Source organism: Rossellomorea sp. KS-H15a (assembly GCF_024195245.1).
In the GTDB taxonomy this organism is placed as follows: Bacteria; Bacillota; Bacilli; order Bacillales; family Bacillaceae_B; genus Rossellomorea; species Rossellomorea vietnamensis.
On record NZ_CP096886.1, the window covers coordinates 2925570 to 2938222 of the forward strand.

General features: G+C 41.8%; 11 protein-coding genes. 7 read left to right on the plus strand and 4 right to left on the minus strand.

Annotation, left to right across the window (positions count from 1 at the left end; translation table 11 throughout):
- Window positions 1–13: 13 nt before the first annotated feature.
- The 3 genes from M1J35_RS14910 to M1J35_RS14920 all read right to left on the minus strand — a co-directional run bounded on the left by M1J35_RS14910 (window position 14) and on the right by M1J35_RS14920 (window position 2690).
- The gene (locus tag M1J35_RS14910) at window positions 14–271 is read right to left on the minus strand and encodes a cory-CC-star protein (RefSeq protein ID WP_034760674.1); all 258 of its coding nucleotides are present in this window, start codon (window positions 269–271) and stop codon (window positions 14–16) included.
- Window positions 272–341: 70 nt separating this feature from the next.
- Complete coding sequence (locus M1J35_RS14915) at window positions 342–2081, minus strand: carbon starvation CstA family protein (RefSeq protein WP_034759035.1); 1740 nt, start codon at window positions 2079–2081, stop codon at window positions 342–344.
- Between the two features lie 204 nt (window positions 2082–2285).
- Entirely contained in the window at window positions 2286–2690 is a 405-nt protein-coding gene (locus M1J35_RS14920) for a sporulation protein (RefSeq protein WP_224519862.1), read from the minus strand.
- Window positions 2691–2823: 133 nt separating this feature from the next.
- On the opposite strand from M1J35_RS14920, the gene M1J35_RS14925 reads away from it, so the two are divergent.
- Window positions 2824–3159, plus strand: coding sequence for a YckD family protein (locus M1J35_RS14925; protein WP_254651606.1), 336 nt, complete (start codon window positions 2824–2826; stop codon window positions 3157–3159).
- Window positions 3160–3222: 63 nt separating this feature from the next.
- Here M1J35_RS14925 and M1J35_RS14930 read toward each other — a convergent pair whose 3' ends face one another.
- The gene (locus tag M1J35_RS14930; RefSeq protein WP_254651607.1) at window positions 3223–4242 is read right to left on the minus strand and encodes a threonine aldolase family protein; all 1020 of its coding nucleotides are present in this window, start codon (window positions 4240–4242) and stop codon (window positions 3223–3225) included.
- A 229-nt stretch (window positions 4243–4471) separates the two neighbouring features.
- Here M1J35_RS14930 and M1J35_RS14935 point away from each other — a divergent pair, with 229 nt between their 5' ends.
- From M1J35_RS14935 to M1J35_RS14960, 6 genes are all read left to right on the plus strand, one after another.
- On the plus strand, window positions 4472–5728 hold the full coding sequence (locus M1J35_RS14935) for a helix-turn-helix transcriptional regulator (RefSeq protein ID WP_254651608.1): 1257 nt from the start codon (window positions 4472–4474) through the stop codon (window positions 5726–5728).
- A gap of 257 nt (window positions 5729–5985) precedes the next feature.
- Window positions 5986–7218, plus strand: a complete 1233-nt coding sequence (locus tag M1J35_RS14940; RefSeq protein ID WP_254651609.1) for an aminopeptidase — start codon at window positions 5986–5988, stop codon at window positions 7216–7218.
- Window positions 7219–7443: 225 nt separating this feature from the next.
- Window positions 7444–8280, plus strand: coding sequence for an alpha/beta hydrolase (locus M1J35_RS14945; protein WP_224519854.1), 837 nt, complete (start codon window positions 7444–7446; stop codon window positions 8278–8280).
- A 111-nt stretch (window positions 8281–8391) separates the two neighbouring features.
- Window positions 8392–9585, plus strand: a complete 1194-nt coding sequence (locus M1J35_RS14950) for a class I SAM-dependent rRNA methyltransferase (protein ID WP_254651610.1) — start codon at window positions 8392–8394, stop codon at window positions 9583–9585.
- Window positions 9586–9730: 145 nt separating this feature from the next.
- Window positions 9731–10267, plus strand: a complete 537-nt coding sequence (locus M1J35_RS14955; protein ID WP_254653771.1) for a D-glycero-alpha-D-manno-heptose-1,7-bisphosphate 7-phosphatase — start codon at window positions 9731–9733, stop codon at window positions 10265–10267.
- Between the two features lie 125 nt (window positions 10268–10392).
- Window positions 10393–12567 (plus strand): MMPL family transporter, encoded by a 2175-nt coding sequence (locus M1J35_RS14960; RefSeq protein WP_254651611.1) that lies wholly within the window; start codon window positions 10393–10395, stop codon window positions 12565–12567.
- The last annotated feature ends 86 nt before the right edge of the window (window positions 12568–12653 follow it).

Here is a 12653-nt window from a genome sequence, read left to right on the forward strand (position 1 = left end):
CCCTCCTTTCATTTTAGCAGCATCTGATTCCATCCAGTGGAGAATGTTCCATCCCCATTCGTAAATGCCAATCATGAAATTTTTCGATCATATATGGATAGAGTTCCAGCGTGTAATAAAATACAGGATTAGGTATCCCGATCATATCCGAATAGAGCAGCAATAAGAATAAATCCTCTTCGTCCCTCAACTCCCTGGCGATTTCCGTTTTGTGGGGAAGACGGATCATATCATCATATAATTTCATTACCCTTTTAAATTTGTCCATCATGGTTGTATCCAAGTGAACCCTCCTTCCTACTAAAAAGGGGACCCCGATTCGAGTCCCCTGACTTCCATGCTTACACCGAGAACTGAGAAGGATCATCACCTTTTTTAGACAGGGAAGATGCTGCTGTGATGAGAATCCACAGGGTAAAGATCAAGATGATGCTTCCAAAAATGAAAAGGAGCATATTCCCTTCCGATTCCCCGGCACCTGACCATTCAAAGACAACCTGATTGATCATGGCCCAAAGCGTCATAAACATCAGAAACAACATCGGGATCAATGTAGCCAGGTAATTTCTCCCCTGTCGCTTGAGCCAAATGGTAATCAGAAGTAGACTGATTCCTGCCAACAACTGATTCGAGGTTCCAAACAAAGGCCATAGGAGATATCCACCTGATCCGAATCCTTTAGGGCCCTGAGGCAATAATGTCAAAGCCGCACTTGAAACCACTGCAATCGTAGTCGCAACGTGTGCGTTCGTTAATGAAAGTACTTTGTACTCCTCACCCAATTCAGAGATGATGTATCGCATCAGACGGACGGATGAATCCAGGGTTGTGGCTGCGAAACTTACAATGATGACGGAAACGATCGTTGCGGCAATATCCGCCGGAATCCCCACTCCTGTCGCAAGTTGTCCAGCACCTTTAATGAATACGCCCAATCCCGCTCCACTTGCTGCTGCAAATCCACTGTAGGTCGCTTGGAATTCTTCCACATTAGGGAAAAATGTAATACAGGCAATGATGGCAATCAGGGCAAGTGCCCCTTCCCCTACCGCTCCTAAATAACCGACGAAGCGGGCATCTGTTTCCTTGTTCAGCTGCTTTGAGGAGGTACCTGATGACACCAGTCCGTGGAAACCTGAAATCGCACCGCACGCAATCGTAATAAATAATAAAGGGAACCATGATACATCTGCAGATCCATTTGTCATCGGTGCAGTGATCTCTGGATTAGTGAACAGCAGACCGAGATACAGCAATCCAAGACCCACGATCAGTTGATGTGAATTAATATAATCACGAGGCTGTAATAGTTTCCATACGGGAAGAATGGAAGCTATGTACACGTAAATCATCAGAATAACGATCCACACAAGGAAAGCCATGCTCGTGGAGCTTAAACCGAATAATGAAGTCGCTTCCTGCCCACCGAAATATCGGACCAGATCGATTTGCAGAAAATCTACCCGGCTTGCGATGACCGCTGATGCATACATGACACCGAGAGCCACGATTGATGGCAATAACATGCTCCCATTACGTTTGTATACGGAATATCCGATCCAGACAGCCAGTGGAATTTGGATAAACACCGATAATACACTTGCTGGGAACGTAATGAATAAATTGGCAATGACCCAGGCAAAAACCGCATTCACCATTAACACCAGAATTAAAATAATGAATAAAAAAAGTACTTTTGCCCTCTTTCCAATCAACTTATTTGCTAATGAGCCAACGGATTGTCCTTTATTTCGAACCGACAGCACCAAAGTCCCGAAATCATGGACACCTGCTGCAAACACGGTACCGAAAATGACCCAAAGAAAAGCGGGAAGCCATCCCCAATACACGGCTATAGCAGGTCCTACGATAGGAGCAGCACCTGCAACGGAAGTGAAATGGTGACCCCAAAGAACAAATTTATTCGTCGGCACGAAGTCGACTCCGTCTTTATACTGGTGAGAGGGTGTCACGTAATTCGGGTCGAGCCTGTACACTCTCTCCGCAATAAGAGTTGAATAATATCTATACCCTACCAGAAACACGATACCCCCTATGACCGCTAACCAAATTCCTCCCATCAAATTCCTCCTTTATCCAATAGATTTTACATACATTAAATGTCTGAATTTTTTGAATGTATGCGCTTACTACATTTTACATTGGGTTTTTATGGATTTCAATAAGAACTTAGTACTCTTTGTCACGACATTCATTACTCCTGCATCCATTAAAACATTCAAAAAAGGACCGATTCATTTGGAGAATCGGTCCTTTTTTTGGAATCATCGAACGAATATACTATCTTCATCTGTGGGATCCACGGCTTGGGGTATATCCACCGTTGTCCTTAAAATGGTTTGTTCCGTGTCAGTCGTCTTAGGGTGTCGGGCATTTGTAGGGAATTCAAATGGAATCCTTTTTTCCTCCCCAGCCTTAATTGTCCCTATGCTGTCCAGTGTGATCGTATTTAAATCCTTCTCATGATAAGAAAAATCACTATCCTGTTTATCTTGTTCATACTTTAGGAGAAGTAATAGTTGAACTTCGTTTACCGGCTGATCGGCCATTCCCCCTTTTAAGACGACATCCCCCTTGATGTGGTCGCCGGGTGAAATCTCTGTCGTGTGCACGATGGTATCCACCTTCACATGACCTATACCGATACTAGATAAAAACTTATTTAACATTGATCCTAACCCCCTCATTCTGGTTCTACTCCATCTAATACTAGCAATTCCCCTGCCGATTCGTCCACTCTTACATATTCTTCTAATACACTGCAAAGAATATAAGAGAATCTTCAGGAAGGAGGAAATAAATATGAAAAAGATAGTGGTTTCAATTGCAGCAGCCTTCATCATCAGCCTTGGATTCAGTTCCATCGTCTCTGCAGAAGGTCAAGGTCAGGCGCCTGGACAAAAGGTGAATCTGACAGAAGACCAAAAAGCAGAGCTTGGTAAATTGCACGAACAGATGTATTCAACGAAAAAAGAACTTGTGAAGAAATACGTGGAGTACGGTGTCTTTACAAAAGAACAAGGCGATAAAGTGCTGAACATGATGGAAGCAAAACATCAAAAGCTAAAAGAAAATGGTTATATGATGAGATGGCATCCTCATCCTCATCATGGAAAACAACTTGATCACAAAGAATAAAGGTGGAAATAGGGCAAGTCCTGCCCTATTCCGTTTCCTGAACCACCCACAGGAATTGATTGGCTAAAATTGAGCCTTAAGTATCCGGGACACTTCCCCTATGTCTTCCATAGAGACATCATAATGAGTCGTGAAGCGGACAAGGGTCGGTCCAAACGTCACGGCCAATATTCCTTTTCTCTCTAATTCTTCTACAAACTGTGCTGCTTTCATCCCTGTGCCCGATACTTCAGCCACTACAATATTAGTATCCACTTCATTGATGATTTCAATCCCGTTACATGTTTGAAAGGTTTCTTTGAGGATTCTTGCTTTCTCATGATCTTCTGACAAACGTCCTCTCATCTTGTTCAAGGCAATCAATCCTGGAGCTGCAATCACCCCGGCTTGTCTAAGTCCCCCACCCAGACGTTTTCTCCACTTTCTAGCCTTCTTAATAAAGTGTTTGTCACCTGCAATGATTGAACCTACCGGTGCACCCAAGCCTTTCGATAAACAAATTTGAACGGTATCACAGTGATCCGTGAACTCCTTTACGTCACGACCACTGGCGGCAACGGCATTAAAGAGCCTGGCTCCATCAATATGTACCGGAATGGAGTGCTTCCTGGCAATGGTATGAATGGCTTGCATGTTTTCCGGTGAAACGATTGCCCCTCCCGCACGGTTATGGGTATTTTCCAGACAAATCAAACCCGTTTCAGGAAAATGCTGATCTTCCGTACGAATTGCAGCTTCTATTTCACCAGGATCCATTTCTCCATTGGTCCCTTTAATCGTCCTGGTTTGAACGCCTGCGAAAGCCGCAACTGCTCCTGATTCGTAGTAAAAGATATGCGAATCCGTTTCTAATAGAATTTCATTTCCCGGTCTGGTATGGGTCAATACCGCAATCTGGTTCCCCTGGGTCCCGCTTGTGACGAATAATGCTTCCTCTTTCCCAAGAATACTGGCTGCTTCCTTTTCAAGCCTTAGGATAGTAGGGTCTTCACCATACACATCATCCCCCACTTCAGCCTCATAAGCTGCCCTTCTCATTTCCTCCGTTGGTTTTGTTACCGTATCACTTCGTAAATCAATCACAATGACCATCCTCCTTTATCACTTTTACTAGATTTATTATAACAAAGGATATTTATAGGTGAATCATTGTGAAATAAAACCATTCAAATAACCAAAATACCTCCTTTCTACCCATGAAAAAATATAATTATAGGAATATTCCAAATCTTCCGGCTTCATTTATGTTATTATGTTCAATATTCTGGTTCATAGGTTGGAAATTTATATCCTTCAAGAGGAGAAGAATCATATGAAGATTGGTTCTAAGATCCGTTTCCACAGACTCAAACAAAAGTTAACTCAAGAAAATCTATCTAAAGGCATCATTTCAATATCTTATCTATCGAAACTCGAAAATAACCAAGTGACACCATCAGATGATATCGTCCATTTACTATGCGAGCGCCTAGGGTTAAATCATCCAGTTGATCGCCCTAACCAGTTGAATGAGCTTCTTGAAAAGTGGAATCATGCTTTGCTTTGGAATAAAGAGGATGAAGCACGTTCCACTCACAAGCTCATCCAAAGGGATCTTGATCAAACCGATGATCTATCGTCCCATTTTTTTTATAAAATCCTCTGCTTCCGGGTTCAATTATTAAGGGGCGATCTAACGGAAGCTTTCAGTCATTTGAGCCATATTCAAACGAATTATAAGGACCTATCCGACAAGCATAAATTTTACTTTCATAAGTATAAAGGAAATTACTACTATCTAATGAAGGAATACGAAAAAGCCAAAGATGAGTTGAAAGAAGCCGAAACTTACTTTGTGCTTGGAAATGTTGTAAATGAAGAAGAAAGGGCAGATTTATTTTATCTATTCAGTTTAGTCCTGACACGTTTACACATGTATCGTTTAGCGATTTACTACGGTGAAAAAGCCCTCTCCATTTTTCAGGGGGTTTACTACCAGAAACGGTGCGCAGAGGTGCATTTATTGTTGGGCATCTGCTATCGGAGAATCCGGAATGGTGAGGACGCCGTAAAGCATTATGAATGGGCTAACTTCATCTCTCAGTCCATTCAGTATACGTCATTGCATTCCAAAATCGAGCAAAATTTCGGATACCTTAAATCTTTCATGAATAAAAGCGATGAAGCCATCCAGCATTTTGTGAGAAGCATTGAATTAAAGGAATCTGACGACGAAGGAAAACTCTATTCGATTCTTTCACTTGTCAAAGAGCATTATAAACTGAATCAACGTTCAGAAGTTCAATTCTGGTTATCAAAAGGATTGGAGCTTTGTTCAAAAGAAAGATATCCCGATAAATTTTATCAATTATCTTATTATCAATTTGCACTGAATGAATTTCCTAATGGATTTGAGTATTTTATGAAGGAGTATGCACTGGCTTACTTTAAGAAAAACGGTTCTCTTCTATTATATGCTGAGTATTCTAAATTCCTTGGCCAATATTATCAAAGAATTAGAAAATACAAACTTGCTGCATTCCATCTAAATGAAGCCAATATCATTTATGAAGAAATGCTGCCTTTATAAGGAGGTGGTTAAAAAATGAAAAAGCTGAGAAAATTATTGATCATCACCAGCCTCACCGCCATGGCCCTTTCCGGCGTGATCGTCATCAACTCAAATGAAGAAGAATTCCCGCCGTTCTCAACTAAACTATAAACATTTTAGGATTGGTCCAGTTATGGACCGGTCCTTTTTATATTAAAACATGATCTTTATCAATGAAATTTTCTGAAAAAAGAGATATAGTTATGTTTGAGTACATATACAAGGGGGATTCACAAATGAATGAAGCATTTGAGAGAAATTTAGGACGATATGCAGATCTGATCGTAGAAGTCGGATTGAATCTGCAAAAGGGACAGGAACTGATGATATCAGCACCTATAACATCATATGAGTTTGTCCGCCTGATAACAGAAAAAGCATACGAAGCAGGAGCACTGAATGTGTTAACGGATTTCTATGATGATGAATTGAAAAAGATCCGCCTGGAGAAATCTGCCGAAGAAGGCTTGAAAGCGTTCCCTGAATGGAAGGCAAAAGGATACATTGAGATGGCAGAGAACAATGTGGCATTATTGAACTTAGCTGCCCCGAATCCTTCTCTATTAAGGGACTCAGACCCTACGCGTGTCGCTATGTTGAACAAAACTTCTGCAGAAGCGATGAAAGACTTTTCAGCTTATATCGGAGGCGGAAAGATCAGCTGGTTGATCGCTGCGATACCAACAGTGGAATGGGCTCAGACCGTTTTTCCCGATCTTTCTCAAGAAGACGCTTTTACCAAACTGTGGGAGAACATCTTTTACACCACCAGAACGGATCAGGAAAATACTGTCGAATTATGGGAATCGCATATCGAAAACCTTAATAAAAACGCCGATCGTTTAAACAAGGGGAACTATAAAAAGCTTCATTATAAAGGACCTGGAACAGACCTGACCATCGAATTCCACCCTAAAACCAAATGGATCAGTGCCCAATTCACCAATGATAAAGGGATTCCATTCGTCCCGAACCTCCCGACGGAAGAAGTGTTTTCAATTCCAGATAAATATGGCGTGAACGGTGTTGTTTCGAGTACAAAGCCTCTTAATTATAGCGGCACCCTTATCAAGAATTTCTCGTTGACCTTCAAGGAAGGGAAAGTCATTGATTACACGGCTGAAGAAGGCTATGAAACGTTAAAGAACTTACTCGAAACGGATGAAGGTGCATCTTATTTGGGTGAGGTTGCATTGGTACCTCACGATTCCCCAATTTCCAATACGAATATCGTTTTCAATAACACTCTTTTTGATGAAAATGCTTCGTGTCATATTGCATTGGGCAGGGCTCTTTCTGTATGTGTAGAGGATGGTAAGACGATGACGCGTGAACAGTTACAGGAGATTGGATTTAACGAAAGCATGATTCATGTGGACTTCATGATCGGCTCATCACAATTGGATATCGACGGTGAAAAGGCGGATGGCACGATTGAACCAATTTTCAAAGCTGGAGATTGGGTTTAATTTTTACTATTAATGGCAAAATAACGTTGGAGGCTTAAATGTTCATTTAAGCCTTTTTCTTATGGTCCTTGCTTTTCCTGACTAGAGAAAATGAATAAATAGAAACATAGTACCAAGTGAGGTAAAAATTACATATAATATGACAAATAAATTTCTTTTTTAACATATTCAATACTTCACGAATCCCTTACAATAGAAGTATACCTTTTTAAAGGAGCGATTTTCTTGTCAATAAAGTCAAAACGATCATTTTTCTGGAGCGGGCTCTTTATCGTTGCCTTCTTCACTTTATATACTATTTTCCGGACGACGAATGTCCAATCAAGTGAAAAACCTTTAACCGCCGAGGAGAAATATCCAACCGTCTTCGTGCACGGATACAAAGGTACATATAATTCCTTCAGGACCATGTTGGACCGTTTTGAGAATAGACATGGATGGGGTCAAAAAACGCTGGAAATATCCGTATCAGATTCCGGCAGTATAAGATACAAAGGGGCTCTCCCTAAAAACCCGAGTTCTCCCCCACTTGTTCAAGTCATTTTTGAAGACAATCGGGCTTCCTTGGATAAACAGGCGATTTGGCTAGAAAATGCCATGAAGCTGCTGCATCACCAATTCAATGTTTCTACTGTCAATATTGTCGCCCACTCTATGGGTGGCCTTGCTTCAACCCAATATTTAGAGAATACCAGTAAAGAATCGTTTGTTCCAAAAACCCATAAATTCATTACGATTGCCACTCCATTTCAGGGAGTCACGAAAGAGTCTTATGGGCAAATCAATACCGGTGCAGCTGTGATTGATTTAAAGCCTGGCTCTCGCGCGTTGAAAAAAATGTATCTCAATCGTCATTTGATTCCTTCTGAAATACAAGTGCTTTCCATCGCTGGTTCAGGTGATGATGTGGTAAATGTACAGAGTGCACTGGAGAGTCGATCATTTTTTGAAAGAAATCCTTTTCAGTCCAAAATTGTATATGATCCAACGATTTCTCATAGCGGATTACATGAAACGATGAAAGTGGATCGTCTTGTAGGAGATTACTTATGGAGTAAATAATTCAAACACCTTCCCCTCTTCGGACCTGAGGGGATTTTTTTATGCAGTTGCGTAAACGCCCGTAACGTTCTATACTACACAAGACTAAACCAATAGGTTAGGATGAGTGGAATGACGAAAGAAAAAATCGTAAAAGCAAGCCCCAAATACATACAACTATTTCTAAAAGGGTTTCCTCTTTTAAATAATGAAAATGTCACGACTTCGATTGAAGATGCCGAGGACGGTGACATCCTGAAGCTTGTAGATACCGATGGTCGCTTTATTGCAAAAGGGTACTACGGACTCCAGAATAAAGGGATTGGCTGGCTTCTGAGCTGGAAAGAACATGAAGATATAGACAAGGAGTTCATTTATAAAAAGATCCAGGCTGCCATTCATCAACGTCTCCACTTCTACTATAGTGAAGATACGACGGCATTCAGGTTGTTCAATGGTGAAGGCGATGGTTTCGGGGGTGTAACCATTGACTACTTTGATGGATATTATCTCATTCAGTGGTATTCAAGGGGTGCCTATTCTTTTCATGAAGAAGTGGTGGAATCGATACGGGCATTAACCGAATATAAAGGTATTTACCAGAAGAAAAGGTTCGCACAGGCAGGGAAATACGTTGAAGAAGACGATTTTGTCGAAGGTACACGCCCTTCCTTCCCTCTCCTCGTGAAAGAAAACGGCGTACAATTTGCCATCTATTTAAATGACGGAGCGATGGTCGGAGTATTTCTCGATCAACGCGAAGTAAGGAAAAGAATTCGTGACGCATACTCAGAAGGCAAGAGGGTATTGAATACCTTCTCTTACACCGGTGCATTCTCTGTGTATGCTGCTCTCGGCGGTGCCTCTCACACCACCAGTGTGGACCTTGCAAATCGCAGTTTAAGCAAAACGATTGAACAATTCAGCATAAACGGAATCGATTATGAGGCTCAAGACATCATTGTGGAAGATGTCTTCAAGTACTTCAAATATGCTGTTAAAAAACAGCTTTCATTCGATATGGTGATATTAGACCCACCAAGCTTTGCCCGTTCCAAAAAACACACATTCAGTGCTGCAAAGGATTATAAGGATTTGTTGAAAGAAGCGATAGCCATCACTGAAAAGAACGGGATCATCGTGGCTTCCACAAACTGCAGCACCTTCAATATGAAAAAATTCAAAGGTTTTATTGATGCAGCATTCAAGGAAACCGACGGGAAATATAAGATACTCGAAGAATACACTCTTCCTGAAGATTTTAAAACCCTCAGTCAATACAAGCAGAGTGACTACTTAAAAGTCGTTTTTATCCGCAAACTATAAAGGAAAGGGACGGACCTTCCAAGGTCCGTCCCTACCGATTAAGAATAAATGACAGAATACTCTGTCATTATTTCCTCGGAAACCGCAAGAAGCGACATATACACGGTGTTTCTTGATGAAAGTTATCGAATAAGGAGGATTTATGATGAATAAAGCTGTTTTTCTTGACCGTGATGGGGTAATCAACGAGGTGAAAACCAATAGAGTCCGCTTTGTGAACCGGCCGGATCAATTTTATTTCCTGAAAGGAGCCCCCGAAGCCATAAAGGCTTTATCCCAATCCGGATTCCTTCTTTTTGTCGTTACAAATCAAGGTGGTGTTGGATTAGGCTATCTTTCCCATGATGAGCTTGAGTCCATCCATGATTATATGGTACATGAAATCAAACAAGCAGGCGGTTTCATTCAGGAAGTTTCCTGCTGCACTCACAAACCCCATGCGGGTTGTTCATGCAGAAAGCCCGAACCCGGGATGCTTTTTGAACTGGCAGAAAAATACAGGATTGATCTTGCTGGATCATTCATGATCGGGAATCGTGATGTAGACATAGAAGCAGGCAACAAAGCTGGATGCACCACGATTTTACTAAATGGCAACTCTTCCCCATCGTATAACGCTGACTACATATTTCCAGATTTATTGAGCGCTTCGACATTCATCCTCAACACGAAGGGATCTTAATGATCGTTCCCTTATCATCAATTCGAACATTTAGTTATTGCACCTGCTGACTCCACCTATTAAACTGAATGAGTGATTATTTTTTAACGTAAGAAGTAGTGGAAAGTCAGGTTGTAAGACTTTCAATGAAGGAGTGTGATGAGATGAACCTGCTCGGTAAAGGGATCACCCGATGGTATAAATGGATCATTGTACTTTGGGTGATGATAGCGGGAATATTCGCTTATTTTGCAACAGACTTACCCACCATACTAGGCGGTGATGGTTTTAGGACAGACGGACAGTTTGAAAAAGTGAATGATGAATTGACCGATTCGTTTGATTTTCCCGAATCATCGATTTTGCTTCTTATGGAAAAGCAGGATTCCCAATCTGCAGATGGGTTCCAGGCATCGATTAAGAAAACGATTGAGAGCATAGAAAACTTGGGTGTCACCTCTTCTATACAATCACCGTTACAAGATGAAAAATTAGTGAAAGACGACGTGGCTTACGCCGTTTTATCCTTCGATGAGTCTGATATCACCAACGAAACAAAAAAAGTTAAAGCACTAATAAAAGAAAATCCAGGTCAATCATTGACCGGGGCTTCCATTATTAGTTCAGATATTAATAAGGCCAGTCAGGATGATCTGAAACGGGCCGAATTGATAGGATTACCTTTCGCTCTCCTTGTCCTGTTATTTGCATTCGGCTCGGTTGTTGCTTCGCTTGTTCCCATCATCATTGGAGTGGTGACGGTCGTGACGGCATTCGGGATTCTCGCTCTGATTGGCGGTAGCATGGAATTATCGGTTTTCCTGCTGAATGTAGTCCCAATGATTGGTCTTGCCCTGAGCATTGACTTCTCTCTATTGTTCATTAACCGCTACCGTGAAGAACTGGCTACGAGATCCATACCGGAAGCAATCCATACCACTATTCAAACGGCAGGAAAATCAATCATTTTCTCTGCATTATGTGTTTTCATCGGTTTAGGAGCCATGATGCTTATTGAAATCGATATATTCCAGACGATTGCCATCGGAGGCATGGTTGTCGTCATGCTTGCAGTGGTATCTGCATTATCTCTCCTCCCTTCCGTTCTTCTACTCCTCGGTAAGTCTATAAATAAATGGACGCTGATTAAACAGAAGAAGAATGACCAGGGGAAATGGAGGATATTTGCCGGGTTTATCATGAAAAGGCCCGTGATGCTTGCCCTCCTCGCCCTAATTGTCTTAGTGATCGGCATTTTGCCTGTCCGCTCTATGAATCTGGCCATTCCTGATACGGAGGCATTACCTGTTACATTTGAATCCCGTCAGGCGATGGATACCATTCAGGAGGAGTTTAAGACAGATCAGGGCAGTACGGTTTATGTGATTGCCAAACGGGAGAATGGCTGGAAGACCAAAGATGGATTGGAGGATTTGAATGACCTCCTTTCAGAATTCAATAAGGAATCAGCTGTGACTTCAGTGGACTCTATCTTCAAAGCCACCAATATCGACTCTCCGAAAAAATTATTCGGTGCCATTCAGCAGCCGGAATCCAAGAAGATGATTGATCCTGCACTGGATCGTTTTATCCAGGGAGACAAGGCGCTGATTCCAGTTCACTTATCGTTGGATTCATCATCATCCGCTGCTCAGGAACTGGTGAACAAATGGAGTCAAAAAGAATGGTCCCACCCCCTCCAGTTCGGGGGAAAGGTGAAATTCAATCAGGAAATCTTTGATGAAATCTATCAAAAAGTAGGATTATGCCTTGGCATCATTTTAGGTTCTACCTACCTAATTCTGATGATTGCATTCCGCTCCATCATCATTCCATTGAAGGCCATTTTGATGAACATCATCAGTCTGACATCGACATTCGGAATTTTAGTATGGATTTTCCAGGGAGGCCACTTTGGAATCCCTGAATCGGATATTGCCCTTGTGCTTCCGGTACTGGTATTCAGCCTTGTGTTTGGCCTTAGCATGGACTATGAGGTATTCCTCATTTCCAGGATCCATGAAATTTATCAAGAAACCGGTGACAACACACGTTCCACCATTGACGGACTTACTTCAACAAGTAAGATCATCACCTCGGCAGCTCTTATCATGATTGTCATAACGGGGGCTTTCGCTTTTACTGGTGTGATGCCTGTCAAACAGATCGGGGTTGGGATTGCCATCGCCATTTTCATTGATGCAACCATCGTCAGAATGGTACTGGTCCCTTCGTTAATGAAGCTACTTGGAGACTGGAACTGGTGGATGCCTTTCATGAAGAAGGAAAAACAGGTTGTAAAAGCCCATAAAGCCTCTTGACCCGGGATTTATTTAAACTGCTGCTGATAGAGAACCAAATCGAATGTTGAACAAGACACCCTGATATCGGGGTGTCTTGTTATGTA

What these genes read in the sequence shown, in the direction of transcription:
- M1J35_RS14910 (WP_034760674.1), bottom strand. Translation starts at nt 271, where the DNA reads ATGATGGACAAATTTAAAAGGGTAATGAAATTATATGATGATATGATC.
- M1J35_RS14915 (WP_034759035.1), bottom strand. Translation starts at nt 2,081, where the DNA reads ATGGGAGGAATTTGGTTAGCGGTCATAGGGGGTATCGTGTTTCTGGTA.
- M1J35_RS14920 (WP_224519862.1), bottom strand. Translation starts at nt 2,690, where the DNA reads ATGTTAAATAAGTTTTTATCTAGTATCGGTATAGGTCATGTGAAGGTG.
- M1J35_RS14925 (WP_254651606.1), top strand. Translation starts at nt 2,824, where the DNA reads ATGAAAAAGATAGTGGTTTCAATTGCAGCAGCCTTCATCATCAGCCTT.
- M1J35_RS14935 (WP_254651608.1), top strand. Translation starts at nt 4,472, where the DNA reads ATGAAGATTGGTTCTAAGATCCGTTTCCACAGACTCAAACAAAAGTTA.
- M1J35_RS14940 (WP_254651609.1), top strand. Translation starts at nt 5,986, where the DNA reads ATGAATGAAGCATTTGAGAGAAATTTAGGACGATATGCAGATCTGATC.
- M1J35_RS14950 (WP_254651610.1), top strand. Translation starts at nt 8,392, where the DNA reads ATGACGAAAGAAAAAATCGTAAAAGCAAGCCCCAAATACATACAACTA.
- M1J35_RS14955 (WP_254653771.1), top strand. Translation starts at nt 9,731, where the DNA reads ATGAATAAAGCTGTTTTTCTTGACCGTGATGGGGTAATCAACGAGGTG.
- M1J35_RS14960 (WP_254651611.1), top strand. Translation starts at nt 10,393, where the DNA reads ATGAAGGAGTGTGATGAGATGAACCTGCTCGGTAAAGGGATCACCCGA.